Here is a 20231-nt window from a genome sequence, read left to right as displayed (position 1 = left end):
ACGCGAGGCGCCATCCCGGGGACGGGCAACCAGGAAGGACACGCCCCGCCCGCCCGCTCGCCTTTTTTCCGGAACTTGACACCTCGTTGGGCCGAGAGTTAGTTAGTTTCCCGTTACTAACTTATCTCGGCCGAGGAGCCGTCCGGTAGGCGGCCCCTTCGGGAGCACGGGTATGCGCAAGTCTCATCGACAGGGCAGCACGGGCAGGGCGTTGGCGATCCAGGGCGTGGTGGTGGGCGGACTGGTGCTGGCATGGGGCGTGGGGTGTGGCGGGCGGGTGGATGCGGCGGAGAACAAGCCGGGCGCCCAGGCGCGTCAGGCCACGGCGCAGGAGAGCGCCGTGAAGGCGGACACGGTGGCGGTGAGCGAGGCGAAGGTGCCCCGCTACCTGACGCTCACCGGCTCGCTGACGGCCAACGAGGACGCGGACGTGGCCGCGGGGGTGACGGGCAAGGTGGTGTCCGTGCACGCCGAGCGCGGCTCGGTGGTGAAGAAGGGCGACGTGCTGGCGAAGCTGGACGCGCGCGCGGCCTCGGCCAACCTCGATGACGCCCGGGCCCAGGTGGTCCAGGCCAAGAGCCAGCAGCAGCTGGCCAACGCCGACTGCGAGCGCAACGCGAAGCTCTTCGCGAGCGGCACCATCTCCTCGGCGGATCATGATCGCGCCGAGGCCCAGTGCCGCAACGCGGCGGCGCAGGTGGCGTCCGCTTCCGCGCGCCTGACGCTCCTGGAGATCAACGTGACGGACGCCACCATCCGCGCGCCCTTCGACGGCGTGGTGAGCGAGCGCGTGGTGTCCGTGGGCGAGTACGTGCAGCCGCCCACCAAGGTGGTGACGCTGGTGGCGTTGGATCCCCTGCGCCTGCAGCTCACGGTGCCCGAGTCCTCGGCGGCGCTCATCCAGAAGGATCAGCCCGTGGAGTTCACCCTCACGGCGGCGCCCAACGTGGTGCACCAGGCGAAGGTGGCGTTCGTGGGCGCGGGCCTGCGCTCGGGCAGCCGCGACCTGGTGGTGGAGGCGCTGGTGCCCAACAAGGATCGGGCGCTGATTCCGGGCCAGTTCGCCACCGCGCGGGTGCAGTTGAACGAGCAGCCCATGCCGGTGGTGCCGCGCACGGCGCTGGTGGAGGAGGGCGCGCGCCGCAAGGTGTTCGTGGTGAGCGACGGCCGGCTGGAGGAGCGCTTCGTGCAGGTGAGCGACGGAGCGGGGGAGAGCGTGGGGGTGGTGGCGGGCGTGCGCGTGGGTGAGCGCGTGGTGGCGGTGGCGCGGCCGGAGCTGCGCGACGGCCAGAAGCTGCAGTAGTCCGAGGGGTCCGATCCATGCAATGGCTCGCCAGTATCTGTGTTCGTAAGCCCGTCCTCGCGTCGGTGCTCATCCTGCTGATCTGCGTGCTCGGGGGCGTGGGCTACTCGAAGCTCACCGTCGATCGCTTCCCCAAGCTGGACTTCCCCACCGTGGTGGTGGTGACGCGCCTGAACGGCTCGGCCGCCGAGGAGATGGAGACGGACATCACCGACAAGGTGGAAGAGGCCGTCAACACCATCTCCGGCATCGACGAGCTGTCCTCCGTCACGTCCGAGGGCGTGAGCACCGTCATCGTCACGTTCGTCCTGGAGAAGGACGTGGACGTGGCCGTGCAGGAGGTGCGCGACCGCATCAACCAGATCACCTACGATCTGCCCAGGGACATCGAGACGCCGCTGGTGCAGAAGTTCGATCCGGACGCGGTGCCGGTCATCATCCTGTCCCTGCAGTCGGACCGGCCCGCGCGGGAAATCACCGAGTACGCGGACCGGGTGCTGCGCCGCAAGCTGGAGACGGTCCAGGGCGTGGGCCAGGTGTCGCTCATCGGTGGCACCAAGCGCCAGGTGAACATCTGGCTGGATCCGGTGCGCATGCGCGCGGCGGGCGTGAGCGCGGCGGAGGTGCAGCGCGCGATCTCCGGCCAGAACATGTCCCTGCCCGGTGGCAGCATCGAGACGGGTCCGCAGAACCTCACCCTGCGTCTGCGCGGCCGCGTGACCAGCGTGGAGGAGATGGGCGAGCTGGTGCTGCGCGAGAGCGCGGGGCACATCCTGCGCGTGCGGGACGTGGCCCGGGTCGAGGACGGCCAGGAAGAGGCGACGACGGCGGCGCGCCGCGATGGCAAGCCGGCGGTGATGCTCTCCATCCGCAAGCAGTCGGGTGAGAACACCGTGTCGCTCGTGCAGGAAGTGCGGCGGCGCGTGGCGGAGCTGGGGCCGACCCTGCCGCCGGGCTACACCCTGGACATCGTGCGCGACAACTCGGAGACCACCCTCACCAGCGTGCACGCGGTGCAGGAGCACCTGATCCTCGGCGCGTTCTTCGCCTCGCTCGTGGTGCTCGTGTTCCTGGGCAGCTGGCGCAGCACGCTCATCGCCGCGCTCGCCATTCCCGTGTCCATCATCGGCACCTTCGGCCTGATGCAGATGGCGGGGCTCAACCTCAACACCATCAGCCTCCTGGCGCTCGCGCTCGCGGTGGGCATCGTCATCGACGACGCCATCGTGGTGCTGGAGAACATCCACCGCTTCATCCACGAGAAGAAGCTCAAGCCCTTCCCCGCGGCCATCCTGGCCACCAAGGAAATTGGCCTCGCGGTGCTCGCCACCACGCTGTCGCTCATCGCGGTGTTCCTGCCCGTGGCCTTCATGGGCGGCATCCCCGGCCGCTTCCTGGCCAGCTTCGGCTGGACGATGGCCTTCTCCATCGCCGTGTCGCTGCTGGTGTCCTTCACGCTCACGCCCATGCTGTGCGCGCGCTGGCTCGTCGGCTCGGCGTCGCCCGAGCATGGACACGGCCGCAAGCCGCTGCTCGAGCGCATCACGGACGCGGTCTACACCCCCATCGAGCGCGCCTACGAGCGCTCCCTGCGCTGGGTGATGGCGCACCGCTGGGTGGCCGTCACCGCGTCCGTGGCCGCGCTCGGCTCGTGCGTGCCGCTGGTCAAGTCGGTGCCCGCGGGCTTCATGCCCAAGAGCGACGAGGCCCAGTTCCAGGTGTCCATCCGCATGCCCGAGGGCACCAGCATGGACTCCACCCTCGTGGTGGCCGAGCGCGTGGCGCGGGAGATCCGCGAGCAGGTGCCGGAGACGACCGCCACCATCACCACCATCGGTGACAACACGGACAAGACGCCCAACGTGGCGGCCCTGTTCGTGAAGATCGTCAACCCGGATCAGCGCCAGGACACCCAGGACGACATCATGGCGCGCGTGCGCCGCGACATCACCTCCAAGCTGCCCAAGGAGTACCGGGTGAGCGTGACCAACGCGCCGCTGTTCGGTGGCGGCGGCACGCAGGCCTCGGTCCAGTACGTGGTGCGCGGCCCGGACTTCGACGAGCTGGGCAATCAGGCCACGATCTTCCTGGACAAGCTCAAGAGCATCCCCGGCGTGGTGGACGCGGACAGCAACCTCATCATCGGCAAGCCCGAGGTGAGCGCGTACATCGACCGCTCGCGCGCCGCGGACCTGGGCGTGCAGATCCCCGATGTGGCCTCCACGCTGCAACTGGTGGTGGGTGGCATCGAGGTGTCCAACTACGCGGAGAATGGCAACCTGTACGACGTGCGGCTGCGCGCCGAGCCCTCCACGCGCGCCAGCATGGAGGACATCGGTCAGCTCACCGTGCCTTCCGCGCGTCTGGGCTCCGTGCCGCTGTCCGACGTGGTGACGCTCAAGCACGAGGATGGCCCCTCGCAGATCAACCGCATGAACCGTCAGCGGCAGATCGTCCTGAGCGCCAACACGGCGCCCGGGGTGAGCTCGGGCCAGGTGATGGAGCAGTTCAACAAGATGATCTCCGAGACGAAGCTGCCCTCCGGCTACACGATCGCCCCGGCGGGTATCTCTCGCGAGGTGGGCCGGACGGCGGCGAACTTCGGCGTGGCCTTCGCCATGGCCTTCGTCTTCATGTACCTCATCCTCGCCGCCCAGTTCGGCTCGTGGATCCACCCCGTCACCATCCTCCTGTCCCTGCCGCTCACGGTGCCCTTCGCGCTCATCTCCGTGCTCATCTTCAAGCAGCAGCTGGACATGTACTCGATGCTGGGTCTGCTGGTGCTCTTCGGCGTGGTGAAGAAGAACTCCATCCTCCAGATCGATCACACCAACCAGTTGCGCGCCGAGGGCCAGCCACGGCTCGAGGCCATCATCCACGGAAGCAAGGACCGGTTGCGGCCCATCCTGATGACCACGCTGTCCTTCGTGGCCGGCATGATTCCGCTGCTGTTCTCCAAGGGTGTCGGCGCGAGCTTCAACCAGGCCACCGCCGGCGTGGTGGTGGGTGGCCAGACGCTGTCGCTGGCGCTCACGCTGCTGGTGACGCCCGTGGCGTATTCCTTGCTCGATGACGCGTCGGCGTGGTTCAAGCGCAAGTTTGGCTCCAAGCGCTCGCCCGAGGAGACGGGTGAGGCCGAGGTGGCCCGGGCCTACGGCGGTGACACGCTCACCGAGCTGCGCCCGGCGCATGACAAGGAGGCGGCATGATCGCCCTGCTCGCAGTAACGCTGTCCGTGAGCGCCGCGTCGCCGGTGCTCACGCTTCAAGACGCGCTGGAGGAGGCGCGTCGCACGAACCTGGACCTCAAGGTGGCCCGGGCGCGGTTGGACCAGTCGCTGTTGCTGTCCCGCCGCGCGTGGGCCGCGTACCTGCCCACCGTGGCCATCGGCGGCAGCTACACCCGCAACTCGGCGGAGGCCGTGCTGGCGTTGCCCGGCGGAGGCCCGGAAGTGGTCATCCAGCCGTACAACTCGCTCGCGGCCCAGGCCGAAGTGCGTCAGGCCATCATCGCCCCGTCGCTGTGGCCGGCCATCCGCAACGCGGGCATCTCCCAGGAAGTGGCCACGCTCAACACGGAGTACACCCGCCGGGAAGTGCTCTTCGGCGTGGCCCAGGCCTATTTCAGCGCCGCGTCGCTCCAGGAGGCCATCCGCGCCACGCAGTTCCTCCTGGAGGTCAACCAGGCGCGCGAGAAGGACACCCAGTTGCGCTTCGACGCGGGCACCGTCACCCGCGTGGCCCTGCTGCGCGCGCAGTTGGACCGCACCCGCGCCGAGCAGGACCTGGTGCGTGCGCGCAACTCGTATGACTCGGCCCGGCTCGCGCTCGCCACGCTGCTGCAGCGCGACTCGGTGGATTTCACCCTGCAACTGCCCCCCGTGCCCGAGGTGCCCGCCAAGGACGAGGACCTCGCCCGCAAGGCGCAGGACTCGCGTCCGGACGTGCTCGCCGCGCGCCGCAACCTGGATCTCGCGGTGGGACGCCGGCAGGGCGTGTGGTTCTCCTACGCGCCGTCGGTGAACTTCGCTGGCGTCTACCGGACGACCAACGCCGCGGGCTTCGCGGGACAGGCGAGCACCTGGACGCTGACGCTCAACGGCTCGTGGACGCTCTGGGACGGAGGCCTGCGCGAGGTGAGCCTGCGCGAGGAGTCCGCCCGCGTGGCCGAGGCCTCCGCCCAGCAGAAACAGGTGGAGACCAAGGTGTCGCAGGAGGTCGCCACCGCGCGGCTGGACTACGACAACGCGCGCTCCAACCTGGCCAAGGCCGAGGAGGCCCTGGCCCTCGCCCGCGAGACGCAGCGCCTCACGGAGATCAGCTTCAAGGCGGGCGTGGGCACGTACCTGGAGGTGGCGGACTCCAACTCCGCGCTCACGAGCGCCGAGGTGAGCGCCATCTCCGAGCGGCTGCAGACGTCGCTCGCCGCGCTCCGGTTGCAGCGGGCCGCGGGCCTGTTCGAGGCCGAGGCCAAGAACTAGGCGTCGCGCGGGCCGGGACGCTCCATCCGGCCCGTGATCACCGCCTCGATGCGCGCGTGCTGGCGCACCAGCCGCGCGTAGTCTCCGGGGCGGATGTGGCGCTGCTCCAGGGTTCGCACCAGGTCTTCCCGCGAGGCCAGATAGTCCGCCGCGGGCAGACCACTCGAGCGCTCCAGGAGCCGCGCGGCCTCGTCCTCGGGCAGGGCGGGGGAGATGCCCAGCCGCTCGTGCATGCACCGCCGCGTCTGGCGCGCCAATTCCTCCACCAACTCCCGCTCCACCTTCGCGCGCCGGGCGAGCCACCCCAGGGAGCGCACGTACTCGAGCGACGAGCGGTGCTTCTCCACCAGCAGGGGCCGGGGCGGGCCGAAGCGCGTCCCCCGGGACGCCACGTAGAAGAGGCCCACCACCAGGGCCTGCGCCACGAAGATCCACAAGGCCCGGGCCGAGGGCGGCTCTCGCGTGGGTGCCACTCCGTGGTGGAACTCGTCGAAGGCGAGCGGCCCGCGCGCGGCCAGTCCGTCCCAGAAGCGCGGGTTGTCGAGCATTTCGATCCGCCGGTTCTCTCCCAGGTCGGTGCCCGCCAGCACGTACACCTCGCCCTTGCCCTCGGGCACCCGCCACACCACCGCGATGCCCTGGGCCCCCGCGAGCGGTACCGCATCGCTCCGTCCCACCACGAGCCCGCGATCCAGCGCCACGCGCAGCCGTTCCAGCTCCCGAGCCGTGCCCACCCGGCCCCAGACGCGCACCGTCGTTCCCGTGAGATCCTTCTCCCCGGGCGGCAGCCCGTCGGCGCTCGAGGGGAGCACCGGCCCGTCCGACAACTGGAGCCAGTCGTCCAGGGCCCGGGGCCGGGAGCGGGCCTCTCGCGACGCGAGGTAGACGAGCGTGCCGCCCTGGGACACCCAGGTCCGCAGCGCCTTGGCCTCCTCGTCCGTCACGGGCCTCGATTGGGGCGCGGCCATCACCACCGTCCGCGCGCCACTGGAGAGCGCCTGGGCGTCGAAGGACTCGCGAAGCTCGGACACCGGCGCGCCCGATTCCTGGAGGTACAGGTACAGCGCGCGCAGGCCCAGGGGGCCCGGGTTGTCCACCGACGGCAGCGAGGAGGGGGGCTGGCCTTGATTCGCCGCGAGCCCCAGCGCGAGCGCCACCGTCACCAGCACGGCGTAGAGGGCCACCAGCCGCGCGTTCTTCATGCCGCGCCTCCCGCGAGCCCCTGGTGCAGCCGCTCCACCTCATTCACGAAGCGCGCCGCTTCCGACTCGGGCACGGGCTCGAGCGAATAGAAGGCCCGGTCGTACCAGCGCACCAACCGCTCCACCTCGCCCGTGAGCTGCGCGGGAGCGCCCCGCTCGGGCAGCTCCTCCACCAGCTCGCGGTTCGTCCGCACGCGATCCGGTCTCGCGAACCGCCGGGACTCCAGCGAGGACAGCAGGGCGAGCAGTCCCTCGCGGATGGCCGTGCGCGGTTGGGCCGCCAGGGCCGCGCGCGCGCGCGCCAGGTGCTCCCCGGGCGAATCGAGCTTTTCCTCCGTCCGTCCCGCCTCCGCGGGCTCCCGCCGCCGCGTGGGCGAGCGCTTCCAGTGGCGCAGGCGCGACAGCACCAGGAGCACCACCGCGAAGCCCAACACCAGCACGATCAGTCGCGTGCTCGTCGCGAAGCTCTGCGCGCCTCTCGTTTGTAGCAGTTCCTCGAGCCAGTCCTTCACCCACCGCAGGAGCCGATCGAGCACATCGCCCTGCCGTTGCCGGGCGTGGGCGAACTCGGGCCGCGAGAGGATGTCCTCGAGCCGGGCGCGGTCGGTGGCGCGTGGGGGCGTTGTCGCGTCGGGAGCCGCGTCGAGCGAGGCACAGACGCCGTGGATGCGCTGGCGCGCCGTCTCCAGATTCCCGAGAGGCAGCCCCTCCCATCGCGTCGCCGTCTCCGCGAGGGCGGCCTCCAGGGCCTCCGGATCCCGCGCGGCCACTTCCGAGAGCCGCTGCAACTCGCTCGCGGCGTCCTGGCAGGGCAGGGCGGTGGTGAGCCACAGCAACGCGAGGCCGGACACCATCATGAGGCCGCGTCCAGACGGCGCTCCAGATCCAACCCCTCGCGGCGCACGCGCATGTCCAGGTAGAGCGTCGCGTACACGACGAGGCCCAGGGGGTTGAACACGGCCTGCCCCATCACTTGAAGCAGCTCGGCGGGGATAAGGAGGGACTGGGGCGCGAGCGAGACGGCCGGGTTGTCGGGGTTGCGGTAGATCAACTGGAGGATCAGCGCGGGCAGGCCACACAGGATGCTCACGGCGATCAGGATGATGGACACCACGGTGACGAGGATCATGGCGCGCACGGGCACGCGGCCGGTGAAGCCCGGCTCCACCCGGCCCGAGAGCAACGCCCCCGAGCGCCGGAAGGACCGCCACGCCGAGGCGTCCTCCATGGCGACCACCGACCCGAGCAGGCAGAAGCGCAGCAGGTACCACAGCAGCGCGCCGAGCATGCCGAGGCCCAGGAGGATGGACCCGATGGCGATCAGGGATAGGCCCACGATCCGGAGCGAGGCTCCATCTGGCCGGGCCACCAGCAGCGCGCCCACGCCCACGAGCAGACCGCCCGGCACGGACAGGAGCAGGAGCGTGCCCACCCCCCAGCCGAGCGACAACAGGTACGCCCCGGTGAACGTGCCCAGACGCTTCAAGGCCCGCTGGACACAGTCCCCCAGCCGCACCGTGTCACCGAGCTGGGTGGGCACCACGTACCGGGCCACCACGAGCGTGTTCAGGTAGTAGAGCCAGAGCGAGCCGAGCAGCACCCCGCCCATGGTGAGCATGAGCCGGAAGACGGCGGCACCCAGCTCGGCCAGGTCTCCCCCGCCGCCCTGGGAGGCCTGGATCAGGGGACTGCCCTGGAGTGTCAGTTGGAGGACCTTGCTGAGGATGTAGGTCAGCAGGTTGAAGCCCATGCTGAGGATGAGGAGGGGGCGGAAGTGCTGGCGCCAGAAGGTGGCCGCGCGGTCGACGATTTCGCCGAGCGCCAGGGGCCGCAGGTCCGAAGGGGGGAGGCTCACGGCGGGAGAGCATACTCGCTGGCCCTTGGCGAGAGGGCGCGGCATTCTTCGCCGCCATGGGACGCATTTTCGAGACTCGCAAGACGACGATGTTCGCCCGCTGGAACAAGATGGCGAAGCTGTTCACGCGGATCAGCAAGGACATCGCCATCGCGGTGAAGGCCGGCGGAACCAGCCCGGACAGCAACCCGGCCCTGCGCCGGGCGTTGCAGAACGCGCGCGCCGGCAACATGCCGAAGGACAAGGTCGAGGCGGCCATCAAGCGCGCGAGCGGCCAGGACACCAAGAGCTACGACGTGGTGATCTACGAGGGCTACGGCCCCCACGGCATCCCCATCATGGTGGAGACGGCCACGGACAACGTGGTGCGCACCGTGGCCAACGTCCGCATGCACTTCAAGGACGGCGGCGGGAACATGGGGAACACGGGCAGCGTGGGCTTCCTGTTCAAGCACATGGGCGTGTTCCGCCTGAACCCCGAGGGGATCGATCAAGAGGCGCTGGAACTGGACCTCATCGACCACGGGCTGGAGGAGATGGGCGAGGGGACGGGAGAGAAGGGCGAGAAGCAACTCATCATCCGCTGTGCCTTCAACGACTTCGGCCGGATGCAGCACGTGCTGGAGGAGCGGGGATTGGCGGTGTTGTCCTCGGAGTCCGAGTACATCGCGCTCAACCCGGTGGAACTGCCCGAGGACAAGGCCCAGGAAGTCCTCGAGGTCGTGGACGCGCTCGAGCAGGACGAAGACGTGCAGAAGGTGTTCCACGCCCTGGCGTGAGAGCGAAGCAGTGAATCCTTGATGGGGGGAGCCATGCCCAATCCACATACGGTCAATGACAGAGATGGCTTGAGTTCCTTGTGGCTCATTGCCCAGCATTACCGAGTCCCGCTGGATTCACTGCAACAGCGCAACACCCACATCATGAATCGTTTCCCCGCTGGGCATCCCCGTCACGGATGGTTGATGCTCGGCGACAAGGTCATCGTTCCAGCGATTGAGACCGTAGGCCAAGGCAGTTCAAGCCGACAAATCCCTGGGAATGATTTCATCGATGGTAATCCCTGGCGTGCGTTCTTCTTTGTCTTGGCGGACGAGGTTTTGCCTTCGGCGAAAGTTGTTCGAAAGGTGTTGGAGTTTCCTGGAGCAAGCCAAGCGCAGTATATGTTGTCTCATCCAGAGATATTCGGAATGAAGCCACCCAATCCGTTGGCTCCATACTCGCTGGGTCAGCATGCGTTAGGCCAAAATCAAAGCAGGTATCTTTCGGCGAGCACACGGCCTGGTGGTGCACCCAACATCAAGGGACGTCCTGTCTATATCGATGTCAACAAGGCGCAAGCGGCAGGGGCGAAGATCCACTCCACGGAGGCGATTTGTGCTGACCTTGATCAATTGGTGAAGAACGATCCCAGTCTCAAGCCACGAGTCGATAAGCTGAAGGATGTCATCAGAGCTATCGAAGGCGAGGTTCTGATAGAGGGCGCCGTACCTGCTTCGGCGGTCAAGTCCTCGAACGCGATGTTGCTGACACGCAGTGCGCGTGCCGTTCAGGTCGTCGGAATGGCCTTCACGGTGTACGATGTGAGCAAGGCCACCGCGAAGTCTATCGACCGGAAGTCTATCAAACCAATCACGGCTGAAGGAGTCCGGCAAGTCGGTGGCTGGGCTGCCGCGGTCGCTGGTTCGAAAATTGGCTTCGGAGCGGGGACCTTGGTCGGCATTGAGACAGGCCCTGGTGCCATCCTCTTCGGCGTCGGGGGAGCTTTGATTTTCGGAACAGCGGGCTATCTGGGTGCGGATTGGTTGGCTGATTTTATTGATGAAAACTAACGAATCAGCCACGAAAGCCATGTATCCGCGAAGAACGATTCGGCGTGTTTTCGGGATGAAGAAGGCCGCCCATCCCGTGGATGTTTCTCTCAATGCGAGCGATAGTCTCGCCTATTTGGGTTATCCTACGTTGAGACAGGTCGATTTCTTCCTCGACCTGTCTGGGCTGGAGAAATGGCGTACGCGCCATTTGTTGTCATTTCCTTCGGTGTGTTGTGTTTGTTCGGTTCCGGCCACGAGATTTCTTTCCTCTCGTGGGGATATAGGGTTGTTTGGGTTTTTTCGTAAAGACACGTCCGTTGAACGGATTCCGCACTGCGATGAACATGGGAGTGGAACCGAAGCTCGATTACTTGTTCTATCCAAGTCCTGGAGTGAGTTTGTGCTCCATGTTTCGTTGATAGGATTGAACGAGGTCTTTCTCGCTGAAACGAAAAGGCTCAATCAGATCGGAGAGGTGCCGCCTCCCTGGCGGGCGTTTCCTGGATACAGCCCCGTCACATCAGGGTGGCGGCAGGGCAATGGCGAATATTGGATGCGCCATGCCTGGGATCCATTCTGGCAACGACTCAGCGCTGAAGATCGGGCGGACTACCTCCAGCGGTGGGATGTCCCATTGGAGTGGAAGTCATTGCTCTTCTGATCAGTGGTTCATCCTTGGATGTGGCTCAAGGTTCTCGCCGCAGCAGCGGGGTCTTCCGCCTCCAGCACCGCCGAAATGACCGCGAAACCCCTGGCTCCGTGAAGCCGGGACGCGCTCTCGGGCGTAATCCCTCCGAGCGCCAGGGCGGGGCAGGGCAGGAGTGCCGCCAGCTTCTGGAATCCCTCGGGACCGAGCGTGGGCCGGGTGTCTCCTGGCTTGGAGCCCGGTGAAAAAACCGGGCTCACCAGCGCCAGGTCCGCGCCCCAGGCCGCCCGAGCCTCCGCTTCGTCGTGCACGGCCACGCTCACGAGCCGTCCCTCGGGCAGGTGCGGCCGTACGTCCCCGGGCGTCAGGCCCCCCGCGGGCAGGTGCAGGTGCGCTCCCACGAGCAGCGCCACGTCCAGCCGGCCATTGATGAACAGGGAGTTGCCCCGGGCCCGGCACAGCCCGGCGAGCACCCGGGCCTCCTCCAGGAACTGGCGCACCGGGGCCTCGGGGTGACGGTGCTGCACCGCGACCTCGGGTCCCACCTCCAGCGCCCGCTCCAGCGCGGTCAACAGCCGCTCCCGGGGCAGGCGCCAGTCGGTGATGACCACCAGTCGCGGAATCACTACTCGACCAGCCCCTCGAGGGGGCTCGATGCCGAGGCGTACGCCTTGCGCGGAATCCGGCCGGCCAGGAAGGACTCGCGTCCCGCCTCCACGGCGAGCTTCATCGCCCGCGCCATGCGCACCGGATCCTTCGCGCCCGCGATGGCCGTGTTCATCAGCACCGCGTCCACGCCCAGCTCCATGGCGATGGCCGCGTCCGACGCCGAGCCCACGCCCGCGTCCACGATGACCGGCACCTTCACCACCTCGCGGATGAGGCGAATGTTGTGCGGGTTGCGGATGCCCAGTCCCGAGCCGATGGGTGCCCCCAGCGGCATCACCGCCGCGCACCCCGCGTCCTCCAGCTTGCGCGCGGTGATGGGGTCATCCGACGTATAGGGCAGCACCGTGAAGCCCTCCTTCACCAGGACGCGCGCCGCCTTCACGGTCTCCTCCACGTCCGGGTAGAGCGTCTTCTCGTCGCCGAGCACCTCGAGCTTCACCCACTTGCTCATGCCCAGCTCCTCGGCGAGCCGGCACGTGCGGATGGCGTCCTCCGCCGTGTAGCAGAGCGCCGTGTTGGGCAGCAGCCGCATGCGCGAGCGGTCGATCCAGTTCATCAACGACGCCTCGCCCTTGGCGGCGAGGTCCAACCGGCGCACCGCCACCGTCACCATCTCCGAGCCCGAGGCCTCGTGGCACTGCTTCATCACCTCGTGGCTCGGGTACTTGCCGGTGCCCACGATGAGGCGCGACTGGAAGGTGACCCCCGCGATGACGAGGGGCTTGTCCTGAATGCTCATGGCCTTGGTTCCTTACCCGCCACCGACGAAGGTGACGATCTCCACGCGGTCCTGAGGCGACAGCGCGTGCTCGGCGTGGCGCGCCCGGCGCACCACCTCCGCGTTCACTTCCACCGCCACCCCCGGGCCACCCACCTCCAATGAGGCGAGCAGCGCCGCCAGGGTCATCCCCTCGGGGACCTCGCGGGCTTGTCCGTTGACCCAGATCGTCACGGCTCGGTGTGCTCCTGGTTGCTTGGGCGTCCCGACCTACAGGCGCGGTCCTCGGCTGTCAACGCGCAGCCGGGCCCCTTCCTTTCGTCCCGCCTTGGCTATACTCGCGCGCCATGTCTCCCTTCCGAAGCAGGCTCCTGGCCGCCTCCCTGGTGCTCTCGCTGGGGCTGCCGGCCGCCGCCGCCGAGCCCTCCGCCACCACGGATGCCCCGGCGCGGGCTCCCTCCGGCCTGTATGGCCACCGCTATGCCTTCGTCGCGGGGGGGTTGTTGTTCCTCGGAGGGGCGGGATTCGGGCTCCTCGCGCGGGAGGAGTCGACGCGCGCCCGGAGCCTGTCCTCGGCGAGCGCGTCCAGCGTGGCGTTCGACCGGGCCCGCGCCAACGCCGCCACCGCGAACGTGCTCTATGGCGTGGCCGGGGCGACGCTCCTCTATGGGATCGTGCTGGAGCTGTTGCCCGAACCGGCGGCCGAGAAGGCCAGCCTCACCTTCCACTTCTGAGACTCCCCCCACCATGCGCGTCGCTCTGAAACCCTGGGTGCTCGTCTCCGCCGTCCTGGGCGGGGCCGGGTGCCTCGTCGCCGAGACTGGCGGGACGGCCAGCCCCTGCGCGGTCAACACCGACTGTCCGTCGACCCACCGCTGTGTCACGGTCTCCGCGGAGGCGGGCGTCTGCGAGCTGATCTACCCCCCGCCGGACACCTCCGCGGGCAACTCCGACGCGGGCACCCCCGACGCCGGGCCCGCGCCCACCTGGTGCGATGACATCCAGCCCCTGATGGCCAAGAACTGCGTGTCCTCGTGCCATGGCGAGGTGACGACGGGCAGCGGCAAGACGGACTTCCGGCTCGACCGGTATGAAACCGTCGGCGCGGTGGCCGGAGCCAAGGACAAGGCCGATCGCATCAAGTTCCGGGGCGTGGACCAGCGGAGCATGCCTCCCGCGCCCCCGTACTTCTCGGCGGCGGAACAAAGCCTCGTCCTCCGTTGGATCGCCGCCGGGACACCGGAGTGCTCCGACGACGGCGGCACGCCGTGAGGATTCCCTCCATGAATCGCGTCCTCTCGAGTCTCCTGGGCCTGTGCGCCGCCCTGACCACGGGCTGCACCATCGACGCGCCCGATTTCACGGGCAAGTCCTGCGCCGCCGCGGCGGACTGTCCTTCCTCGCATAGCTGTGTCGCGGCCCGTCCGGGCGAGGGACGCACCTGCGAACTGCTCCAGCCGCCCGGGGTCACTCCCACCGAGGACGGGCCCGTGCCCACCTGGTGCAAGGACGTCCAGCCCATTCTCGCCGCGAGCTGTGTGGACTCGTGCCATGGCGAGGTGACGGATGGCAGCGGCAAGACGGACTTCCGGCTCGACCGGTACGAGACCGTGGGCGCGGTAGCCGGGGCCAAGGACAGGGCCTCGCGCATCCAGGCGCGCGCCTTCGAGCTGCCTTCCATGCCGCCCTCGTACTACGACGTCCAGCCCACCGAGGAACAACGGGCGATCCTCGACCGTTGGGCCCGGGGTGGCGCGCCCTTCTGCGACGACGTCGCGAACCCGGTCGACGGCGGCACGCCGGACAGCGGAACTCCTGATGGGGGCGCTCCCGACAGCGGCAGGTAGTCACCGTCCCAGCCGTGTCTTCCGAGGGCCCCGAGGGGCTTTTCGAGCAGGCAGCCAGGCGAGCGCTCCAGGGCGGAAGCACCCCTGCGCACGTCCGCTTCATCTCGCAAGTCTGTTCATCCAGGTGCCCGGCTCACAGTTTCCTGCCACACGCGGGGACTGGCCCCGCGCTCAACTCTGGATGTCGAACTCAACCGAGAGGAGCAACACAATGCGTAAGCTCATGGTGGCGGCGATGGCGGTCGCGAGTCTGGGTCTGGCGGCGGGTTGCAAGAGCAACGTGGAGCGCCAGCGGGAGAGTGTGGCCGAGGCGCAGCGCGACGTGGCGCAGGAACAGCAGCAGATGAACCAGGACGTGGCCGAGGCCCGCCAGGACACCTCGCAGGAAGTGGCCGAGGCGCGCCAGGAGGGTCAGGAGGACGTGAACGAGGCCCGTCAGGATCTGATCGACGAGCAGCGTGACCTGGCCGAGGCGGAGAACAAGCGCATCGACGAGCAGCGCGAGGCCACGGGCGGCAGCGGCATGGTGGCCGCCAAGACGGAGGAGGTGAAGGGCACCATCAAGTCCGCCTCCAGCAGTGACATCACGCTCATCATCCCCAACCAGGACAACCGCGTGATGAGCTTCAAGGCGGATCCGCAGGTGCAGGTGATGCATGACAAGCAGGCCATGTCCCTGTCGAGCCTGAAGGCCGGTGACGAGGTGCGTGCCTCGTACCAGCTGGACCAGAATGGTGTGCGGATGCTCCGCAGCGTCGAGGTGACCAAGACGAGCGCCCAGCACAACGACATGGTGAAGTAACACCCCTCACGCGATGAAGGGTGACACGGCCTCCGCCTCCGGGCGGGGGCCGTGGTGTTTCTTGAGCGGGGACCCGGGACGGCGGACACTGCGGCCATGCCTCCGACCTCCCGGGACGTGCTCGAACTCCATCGGCGCTGGTGCATCGCGGATTCGCATGCGGACTCCCTGATGTGGAACCGGGACCTGTGCGCGCGCTCCGACGAGGGGCACGTGGACTTTCCCCGGCTGTTCGAGGCGGGGATGAAGTTGCAGTGCTTCACCCTGGTCACCCGGGGGTTTCCCGTCGTCGACGGCTTCGAGGCCTTCGCCACGATGCGGGGCTGGCCCCCGGAGGCCCGTGCCAACGAGTGGACCCGTGCCCTGTGGCAGATCGACCGGTTGGAGGAGTTCTGCCGCCGCTCCGAGGGGCGGGTGCGCATCACGTCCTCGGGGCGGGCGCTGGAGGAGAACCTCGCCGAGGGCCGGCTGTCCGCGGTGCTCGGGGTCGAGGGCGCGCATGCCATCGAGGGCCGGGTGGAGCGCGTGGCGGAGCTGCACGCCCGGGGCGTGCGGTTCATGGGACTCACGCACCTGTCCAACAACGAGGCGGGGGGCTCGTCCTTCCCGATGATGGGCAACCGGCCCTTGTCTCCCCTGGGCCGGTCCGTGCTCGAGGAGATGACCCGCGTGGGCATGAGCGTGGACCTGGCGCATGCCTCCGAGCGCACGCTGGAGGACATCCTCGCGCACCCCACGGCCCGCTACTTCTCCTCGCATACGGGAGTCCGGGCGGAAGGGGGCGGTTGGCGCAACCTGACGGACGAGGTGCTGCGCCGCATCGCCGAGCGGGGTGGGGTGGCGGGCATCATCCTCGCGCCCGTGTACCTGGGCGGAGACGCCATCGACGACGTCGTGCGCCATATCGAGCATGCCCTGGGGGTGATGGGGGAGGAGGCGGTGGGCATTGGCTCGGACTATGACGGCATGGTCGCCCTGCCCAGGGGCTTCCAGGACGTGACGGATCTGCCCAAGCTCACCGAGGCGCTGCTGCGCCGCCACCCGGAGGCGCGGGTGGAGCGGGTGCTCGGGGGAAACTTCCGCAGGTTCTTCAGAGAGACCTTGGGCGATTGACGCGGGTTGACCGGGCTCGCGGCGCCTGGAATCGTCGCGCGCCGTGATGACCCGCTCCCGCGTCCTGTTCTCGTTGCTCGGCTCCCTCCTGATGTCCGCCTGTGGCGTCAACGCGGGCGAGGCCTGCAAGGGCTCTTCCTATACCTGTTCCTCCGACAAGGAGGCCCTCGAATGCCGGGACTCGGTCTGGCGCGCGGTGCCGTGCCGGGGGGCCTCGGGATGCGAGGAGTCCTCGGGCTCGGTGAGCTGTGACATGCGGGGCAACGCCAGCGGCGATGCCTGCGCGGCGAGCGCCGAGGGCCGGGGCCTGTGCACGGCGGATGGCAAGGGCGTGCTCGAGTGCCGCATGGGCATGCTGGTGCAGGTCAAGACGTGTGGCGCGTGCACCATGAGCAACACCCTCGTCACCTGCGCGCCGTGAGTCCGGGGAGGCGTCCCGTCACAGCCCGGAGAGGAACCGGTCCAGCACGGCGTTGAAGGCGTCGGGCTGTTCCTGATTGGGCAGGTGTGCCGCGTCCGGGATGATTTCCAGCCGGGCGCCGGAGATGAGGTCCGCCATCTGCCGGGCCTTGTCCACCGGGGTGATGGCGTCCTTCTCGCCCACCACGATGAGGGCGGGGCCGGCGTAGCGCGCGAGGATGTCCTTGCTGTCGGGGCGCAGCGCCATGCCGCGCTGGGCCGCCGCGAGGCCCTCGGGCGACGCGGCCCGGATCAACGCCGCCACCTCTTGGCCCACGTCCGACTCGGGACCCGCCGCCACCAGCCGGGGCAGCATCGTGCGCACGAACGCCTCGGGTCCCTCGCGCAGCGCCTCCTGGGCGGAGGCCTCGCGCCGGGCCCGTCCCGCCTCGTCATCCGCGGTGGCCTGGGTGTCCACGAGCACCAGGCCCCGCACCCGGCCCGGATCCTCGCGCAGGAGCGCCATGCTGGCGTAGCCCCCCATGGACACGCCGCCCACCACCACCGACTCCACGTTCAGCGCGTCCAGCAGCGCGAGCGCGTCGCGGGCGATGAGCGCCATCTCGGTGGGTCCACTGGGGGGCGCGCCCCGCCCGAGCCCCCGGACATCCGGGAGGATGAAGCGGTAGCGGTCCGACAGGGCCTTCACCTGCTTCATGAAGGCCTCTCCATGCAGCGGGAAGGCGTGGAAGAGCAGCACGGGCGGTCCGTGGCCCTCGTCGCGGTAGGGCAGGGGAACGCCATTGAGGGTGAGGGTGTGCAGCATGGTGCCTCCAGGGGGCGTTAGATCCACCGCTTGCGCTTGAACCAGAACATCAGCCCCACGGGCAGGGCCACCACCGACACCATCATCAGCCAGAAGAAGGTATGGCGGGACAGGAAGTCGAAGTTCTGTCCGAAAAAGCCCGTGATGAACGACAGGGGCAGGAAGATGGTGGAGAAGATGGTGAGCTGCTTGGTGATGTCATTGGTGCGGTTGGCCATCATGGACAGGTAGCCGTCCATCACGTTGCCCAGCAGATCCCGTCCGGAGTCGATCTGCTCGTACAGCCGCACCAGGTGATCGTACACGTCGCGGAAGTACGGCGCGGTGCGCTCGCTCACGTTGGGGATGCCCCGCCGGGACAGCAGGCCCAGCACGTCCCGCTGGGGCGAGAGCACCCGGCGCACCATCACCAGGGCGCGCTTGAGCGCGAAGATGCGCTGCAGGTGCTCGGGCTGGGCGTTCTCGAAGATGGAGGACTCCAGGTCCTCCAGCTCGTCGTTGAAGCGGTCGAGGATGGGGAAGTTGCCGTCCACCAGCGCGTCCGCCAGCAGGTACAGCAGCACGTCCACGCCCCGGCCCAGGCTCGCCTCGGGCTCGGCCCGCGCGCGCTGGTGGACGGCCTCCATTCCTGGAAAGGGCAACTCATGGACGCTGATGAGCCAGTCCGGACCGAGGAAGAAGTGGTGCTCGTGCAACGTCAGCTCGCACACGTTCTGAGGGTTCGCGGAGAAGCCCTGGAGCACGATGAACTGGTGGTTCGGGTACTCCTCGAGCTTGGGCCGCTGGTCCAGGTGGAGGCAGTCCTCGATGGCCAGACGGTGCAGGCCGTAGCGCTCTCCGAGCCGCTTCATCACTTCTTCGGTGGGCTGGAGGATGTCGATCCACTTGCGGCCGGGCCGATCGAGTAGTTCCTCGCCGCCCGAGAGGACGAGACCATCGTTCAAGAGCAAAACCTGGAGCATGTGCGCGCCTGCTTAGATCGCACCCCCGAGGAAGTCGAGGTAGAGTGGAGTGCGCCGTGCTCTCCCCCAAGCTCGAAGAGCTCCTGCAATCCCTGTCCGACCGAGCCTTCGCGGAGCGTCTGCGCGCCGTGTACGACTCCGCCAGCCAGGCCATCCTGCGGCTGAGCGATCTGGATCTCCTCAAGTACGAGACGGCCTCCGTGGAGGACAGTCCGGATCTGTCGTTGTGGGAGGAGATGGCGCCCGTCATCCGCGACACGGTGATGGACGTGAACGTGCTGCTCAACGTCGTGCGCGAGCACTTCGCGGCGCGCGCGGTGGCGGCGGGGGGAGCGGAGGTGCCCCTGGTGGCCACCGTGGAGGCGCGGCGGGCCAAGGATGCCTCCGAGCTGCTCCAGGGGTGGATGCAGCAGCTCGCCCAGGGCGTCACCCAGCTGGGCGAGGCGATGCGCAACCCCTCCGTCGTGTCGGATCGGTGGACGCTCCTGGCGGAGATCCAGCGGCTGCGCGAGCGCTTCCGCGAGCAGATTGGCAACCTCGTCTTCGAGTCCGCGAGTGCCTTCGGGCCGGTGACGCGGCAGCAGGTGGTGCCCGGGTACGAGGCGGAGGTGCAGGCGGCGGTGATGGTGCGCGCCATCGTGGCGGACCTGTCGCGCATCGTCGCGGCGCGGCTGGCACGGGTGCGCGAGGCCGAGCCCGAGGACGTCCAGTGGAACGCCCAGCAGTTGCAGACGGAGCTGGATGCGTTCGGCCGCACCGTGGCCTACCGCCACCTGCGCGCGCAGGACAAGCGGCGGATCATCGAGCTGCGGGTCCGGGTGGGCAAGCTCGCCATCCAGGAGCCGCTCGCGCGGGCGGATCTGCTGTCCGTGGTGGAGCAACTGGACACCTTCGTGCGCTCGCTGTCCGGAGTGAACCAGCGTCAGGTGCTCATCACCCATGACCGCGAGGTGTGGGCGGGCTGTGGTGTGCGGTTGGAGCGGGCCCTGGGCCTGTTGGGCACGGATTCCCCGGCGGCGGCGAGGACGGTGGCCGAGGCGGCCGCCAGCGCCCAGTCCCTCTACGGGCGCGACCCCCGGCTCGACACCTTCCTGCGCAAGGCACGCAAGACCCAGCTCGCCCAGCTCTCCGTTCCCGAGCTGCGCTCCACCTTGGAAACCCTCCAGTCGCTGTTGGCCGGACTCGACATCCTTTGATGGGTGCTCCCCCGGCCGCGTCGCGGCGAGGGGGCCCTCGGATGGCTTCGGCGAAAATTCGCATTGCGGCTATAAAGCTTTTGGTGCAAAGTAATTGGACCTTGCTCCGGAAGGGCGCGCTGTCCGCCCCATTCCGTCGAGAGTGGCGGGTGTCCTGAACCAGGACAGGCCTGTCCGAGAAAAGGACAATCCATGCCGCGGAGTGTCAAGTCCCGTGAATCACGGGCTTTTTCCCATGGGGCGTAAAGGGGTTTTACATCCTTCGCCCGGAGACACGTGACATCCACGCTCCACTGCTTGGGCGCGAAGGGCCCGCAAGGCCGTCATTTCCATGCTTTGGCGCTTGGCCCGCTTCCTGCTCAATGACTTTCCCGTTCGACGGCACCTCGCCGTTGTCCA

At 68.4% G+C, this 20231-nt stretch carries 21 protein-coding genes; 13 read left to right on the top strand and 8 right to left on the bottom strand.

Annotation, left to right across the window (positions count from 1 at the left end; all coding sequences use genetic code 11):
* Positions 1-172 precede the first annotated feature (172 nt).
* From MEBOL_RS39135 to MEBOL_RS39125, 3 genes are read left to right on the top strand one after another with little or no spacing between them, the layout of a single operon-like run.
* On the top strand, positions 173-1303 hold the full coding sequence (locus MEBOL_RS39135) for an efflux RND transporter periplasmic adaptor subunit (RefSeq protein ID WP_095982187.1): 1131 nt from the start codon (positions 173-175) through the stop codon (positions 1301-1303).
* A 17-nt stretch (positions 1304-1320) separates the two neighbouring features.
* Positions 1321-4512, top strand: coding sequence for an efflux RND transporter permease subunit (locus tag MEBOL_RS39130; RefSeq protein WP_095982186.1), 3192 nt, complete (start codon positions 1321-1323; stop codon positions 4510-4512).
* Entirely contained in the window at positions 4509-5783 is a 1275-nt protein-coding gene (locus MEBOL_RS39125; protein ID WP_095982185.1) for a TolC family protein, read from the top strand. The genes MEBOL_RS39130 and MEBOL_RS39125 overlap by 4 nt, the downstream gene beginning before the upstream one ends.
* Here the strand turns inward: MEBOL_RS39125 and MEBOL_RS39120 are convergent.
* The 3 genes from MEBOL_RS39120 to MEBOL_RS39110 are packed head-to-tail and all read right to left on the bottom strand — an operon-like array spanning position 5780 to position 8840.
* Positions 5780-6985 carry a DUF4350 domain-containing protein gene (locus MEBOL_RS39120; RefSeq protein ID WP_095982184.1) on the bottom strand — a complete coding sequence of 402 codons (1206 nt, stop codon included), beginning with the start codon at positions 6983-6985 and terminating at the stop codon, positions 5780-5782. The genes MEBOL_RS39125 and MEBOL_RS39120 overlap by 4 nt on opposite strands.
* Complete coding sequence (locus MEBOL_RS39115) at positions 6982-7842, bottom strand: DUF4129 domain-containing protein (RefSeq protein ID WP_245919258.1); 861 nt, start codon at positions 7840-7842, stop codon at positions 6982-6984. The genes MEBOL_RS39120 and MEBOL_RS39115 overlap by 4 nt, the downstream gene beginning before the upstream one ends.
* Complete coding sequence (locus MEBOL_RS39110; RefSeq protein ID WP_095983281.1) at positions 7839-8840, bottom strand: hypothetical protein; 1002 nt, start codon at positions 8838-8840, stop codon at positions 7839-7841. The genes MEBOL_RS39115 and MEBOL_RS39110 overlap by 4 nt, the downstream gene beginning before the upstream one ends.
* A 56-nt stretch (positions 8841-8896) precedes the next feature.
* Here MEBOL_RS39110 and MEBOL_RS39105 point away from each other — a divergent pair, with 56 nt between their 5' ends.
* Genes MEBOL_RS39105 through MEBOL_RS42435 form a run of 3 tightly spaced genes read left to right on the top strand, consistent with a single transcriptional unit; the run spans position 8897 to position 11315 of the window.
* Positions 8897-9619 (top strand): YebC/PmpR family DNA-binding transcriptional regulator, encoded by a 723-nt coding sequence (locus tag MEBOL_RS39105; RefSeq protein WP_095982183.1) that lies wholly within the window; start codon positions 8897-8899, stop codon positions 9617-9619.
* A 33-nt stretch (positions 9620-9652) separates the two neighbouring features.
* Complete coding sequence (locus MEBOL_RS41695) at positions 9653-10672, top strand: glycine zipper family protein (RefSeq protein WP_157823939.1); 1020 nt, start codon at positions 9653-9655, stop codon at positions 10670-10672.
* Between the two features lie 55 nt (positions 10673-10727).
* Positions 10728-11315 carry a hypothetical protein gene (locus MEBOL_RS42435; RefSeq protein ID WP_218920857.1) on the top strand — a complete coding sequence of 196 codons (588 nt, stop codon included), beginning with the start codon at positions 10728-10730 and terminating at the stop codon, positions 11313-11315.
* A gap of 8 nt (positions 11316-11323) precedes the next feature.
* Here the strand turns inward: MEBOL_RS42435 and MEBOL_RS39090 are convergent, their stop codons facing one another.
* From MEBOL_RS39090 to thiS, 3 genes are read right to left on the bottom strand one after another with little or no spacing between them, the layout of a single operon-like run.
* A complete protein-coding gene (locus MEBOL_RS39090; protein ID WP_095982181.1) occupies positions 11324-11926 on the bottom strand; it encodes a thiamine phosphate synthase in 603 nt (200 codons plus the stop codon).
* Positions 11926-12708: a thiazole synthase gene (locus tag MEBOL_RS39085; RefSeq protein ID WP_095982180.1), complete on the bottom strand. Its 783-nt coding sequence runs from the start codon at positions 12706-12708 to the stop codon at positions 11926-11928. Before MEBOL_RS39085 ends, MEBOL_RS39090 begins: the two co-directional genes overlap by 1 nt.
* Positions 12709-12720: 12 nt before the next feature.
* Positions 12721-12921: a sulfur carrier protein ThiS gene (gene thiS / locus MEBOL_RS39080; protein WP_095982179.1), complete on the bottom strand. Its 201-nt coding sequence runs from the start codon at positions 12919-12921 to the stop codon at positions 12721-12723.
* Between the two features lie 113 nt (positions 12922-13034).
* Here thiS and MEBOL_RS39075 point away from each other — a divergent pair, with 113 nt between their 5' ends.
* The 6 genes from MEBOL_RS39075 to MEBOL_RS39050 all read left to right on the top strand — a co-directional run bounded on the left by MEBOL_RS39075 (position 13035) and on the right by MEBOL_RS39050 (position 16870).
* Positions 13035-13421, top strand: a complete 387-nt coding sequence (locus MEBOL_RS39075; RefSeq protein ID WP_095982178.1) for a hypothetical protein — start codon at positions 13035-13037, stop codon at positions 13419-13421.
* A 13-nt stretch (positions 13422-13434) separates the two neighbouring features.
* On the top strand, positions 13435-13959 hold the full coding sequence (locus MEBOL_RS39070) for a hypothetical protein (RefSeq protein ID WP_095982177.1): 525 nt from the start codon (positions 13435-13437) through the stop codon (positions 13957-13959).
* Between the two features lie 11 nt (positions 13960-13970).
* Positions 13971-14534 carry a hypothetical protein gene (locus tag MEBOL_RS39065; protein ID WP_095982176.1) on the top strand — a complete coding sequence of 188 codons (564 nt, stop codon included), beginning with the start codon at positions 13971-13973 and terminating at the stop codon, positions 14532-14534.
* A gap of 211 nt (positions 14535-14745) precedes the next feature.
* Positions 14746-15336 (top strand): SPFH domain-containing protein, encoded by a 591-nt coding sequence (locus MEBOL_RS39060; RefSeq protein ID WP_095982175.1) that lies wholly within the window; start codon positions 14746-14748, stop codon positions 15334-15336.
* A 96-nt stretch (positions 15337-15432) separates the two neighbouring features.
* A complete protein-coding gene (locus tag MEBOL_RS39055) occupies positions 15433-16449 on the top strand; it encodes a dipeptidase (protein ID WP_095982174.1) in 1017 nt (338 codons plus the stop codon).
* A 46-nt stretch (positions 16450-16495) separates the two neighbouring features.
* Entirely contained in the window at positions 16496-16870 is a 375-nt protein-coding gene (locus MEBOL_RS39050) for a hypothetical protein (RefSeq protein WP_095982173.1), read from the top strand.
* An 18-nt stretch (positions 16871-16888) separates the two neighbouring features.
* Here MEBOL_RS39050 and MEBOL_RS39045 read toward each other — a convergent pair whose 3' ends face one another.
* A complete protein-coding gene (locus MEBOL_RS39045) occupies positions 16889-17674 on the bottom strand; it encodes an alpha/beta fold hydrolase (RefSeq protein ID WP_425437589.1) in 786 nt (261 codons plus the stop codon).
* Positions 17675-17691: 17 nt separating this feature from the next.
* A complete protein-coding gene (corA, locus tag MEBOL_RS39040; RefSeq protein WP_095982172.1) occupies positions 17692-18636 on the bottom strand; it encodes a magnesium/cobalt transporter CorA in 945 nt (314 codons plus the stop codon).
* A 56-nt stretch (positions 18637-18692) separates the two neighbouring features.
* On the opposite strand from corA, the gene MEBOL_RS39035 reads away from it, so the two are divergent.
* Entirely contained in the window at positions 18693-19832 is a 1140-nt protein-coding gene (locus MEBOL_RS39035) for a hypothetical protein (RefSeq protein ID WP_245919256.1), read from the top strand.
* The last annotated feature ends 399 nt before the right edge of the window (positions 19833-20231 follow it).

Origin of the sequence: Melittangium boletus DSM 14713 (assembly GCF_002305855.1) — a bacterium.
Classification (GTDB): domain Bacteria; phylum Myxococcota; class Myxococcia; order Myxococcales; family Myxococcaceae; genus Cystobacter; species Cystobacter boletus.
The sequence above is the reverse complement of the archived record's forward strand: the minus strand, read 5'-3'. Positions and strand labels throughout refer to the sequence as shown.

What these genes read in the sequence shown, in the direction of transcription:
- MEBOL_RS39045 (WP_425437589.1), bottom strand. Translation starts at nt 17,674, where the DNA reads ATGCTGCACACCCTCACCCTCAATGGCGTTCCCCTGCCCTACCGCGAC.
- MEBOL_RS39065 (WP_095982176.1), top strand. Translation starts at nt 13,971, where the DNA reads ATGAATCGCGTCCTCTCGAGTCTCCTGGGCCTGTGCGCCGCCCTGACC.
- MEBOL_RS39085 (WP_095982180.1), bottom strand. Translation starts at nt 12,708, where the DNA reads ATGAGCATTCAGGACAAGCCCCTCGTCATCGCGGGGGTCACCTTCCAG.
- MEBOL_RS39075 (WP_095982178.1), top strand. Translation starts at nt 13,035, where the DNA reads ATGTCTCCCTTCCGAAGCAGGCTCCTGGCCGCCTCCCTGGTGCTCTCG.
- MEBOL_RS39055 (WP_095982174.1), top strand. Translation starts at nt 15,433, where the DNA reads ATGCCTCCGACCTCCCGGGACGTGCTCGAACTCCATCGGCGCTGGTGC.
- MEBOL_RS39120 (WP_095982184.1), bottom strand. Translation starts at nt 6,985, where the DNA reads ATGAAGAACGCGCGGCTGGTGGCCCTCTACGCCGTGCTGGTGACGGTG.
- MEBOL_RS39070 (WP_095982177.1), top strand. Translation starts at nt 13,435, where the DNA reads ATGCGCGTCGCTCTGAAACCCTGGGTGCTCGTCTCCGCCGTCCTGGGC.
- MEBOL_RS41695 (WP_157823939.1), top strand. Translation starts at nt 9,653, where the DNA reads ATGCCCAATCCACATACGGTCAATGACAGAGATGGCTTGAGTTCCTTG.
- MEBOL_RS39050 (WP_095982173.1), top strand. Translation starts at nt 16,496, where the DNA reads ATGACCCGCTCCCGCGTCCTGTTCTCGTTGCTCGGCTCCCTCCTGATG.
- MEBOL_RS39060 (WP_095982175.1), top strand. Translation starts at nt 14,746, where the DNA reads ATGCGTAAGCTCATGGTGGCGGCGATGGCGGTCGCGAGTCTGGGTCTG.
- MEBOL_RS39115 (WP_245919258.1), bottom strand. Translation starts at nt 7,842, where the DNA reads ATGATGGTGTCCGGCCTCGCGTTGCTGTGGCTCACCACCGCCCTGCCC.
- MEBOL_RS39105 (WP_095982183.1), top strand. Translation starts at nt 8,897, where the DNA reads ATGGGACGCATTTTCGAGACTCGCAAGACGACGATGTTCGCCCGCTGG.
- MEBOL_RS39135 (WP_095982187.1), top strand. Translation starts at nt 173, where the DNA reads ATGCGCAAGTCTCATCGACAGGGCAGCACGGGCAGGGCGTTGGCGATC.
- MEBOL_RS42435 (WP_218920857.1), top strand. Translation starts at nt 10,728, where the DNA reads ATGAAGAAGGCCGCCCATCCCGTGGATGTTTCTCTCAATGCGAGCGAT.
- corA (WP_095982172.1), bottom strand. Translation starts at nt 18,636, where the DNA reads ATGCTCCAGGTTTTGCTCTTGAACGATGGTCTCGTCCTCTCGGGCGGC.
- MEBOL_RS39125 (WP_095982185.1), top strand. Translation starts at nt 4,509, where the DNA reads ATGATCGCCCTGCTCGCAGTAACGCTGTCCGTGAGCGCCGCGTCGCCG.
- MEBOL_RS39130 (WP_095982186.1), top strand. Translation starts at nt 1,321, where the DNA reads ATGCAATGGCTCGCCAGTATCTGTGTTCGTAAGCCCGTCCTCGCGTCG.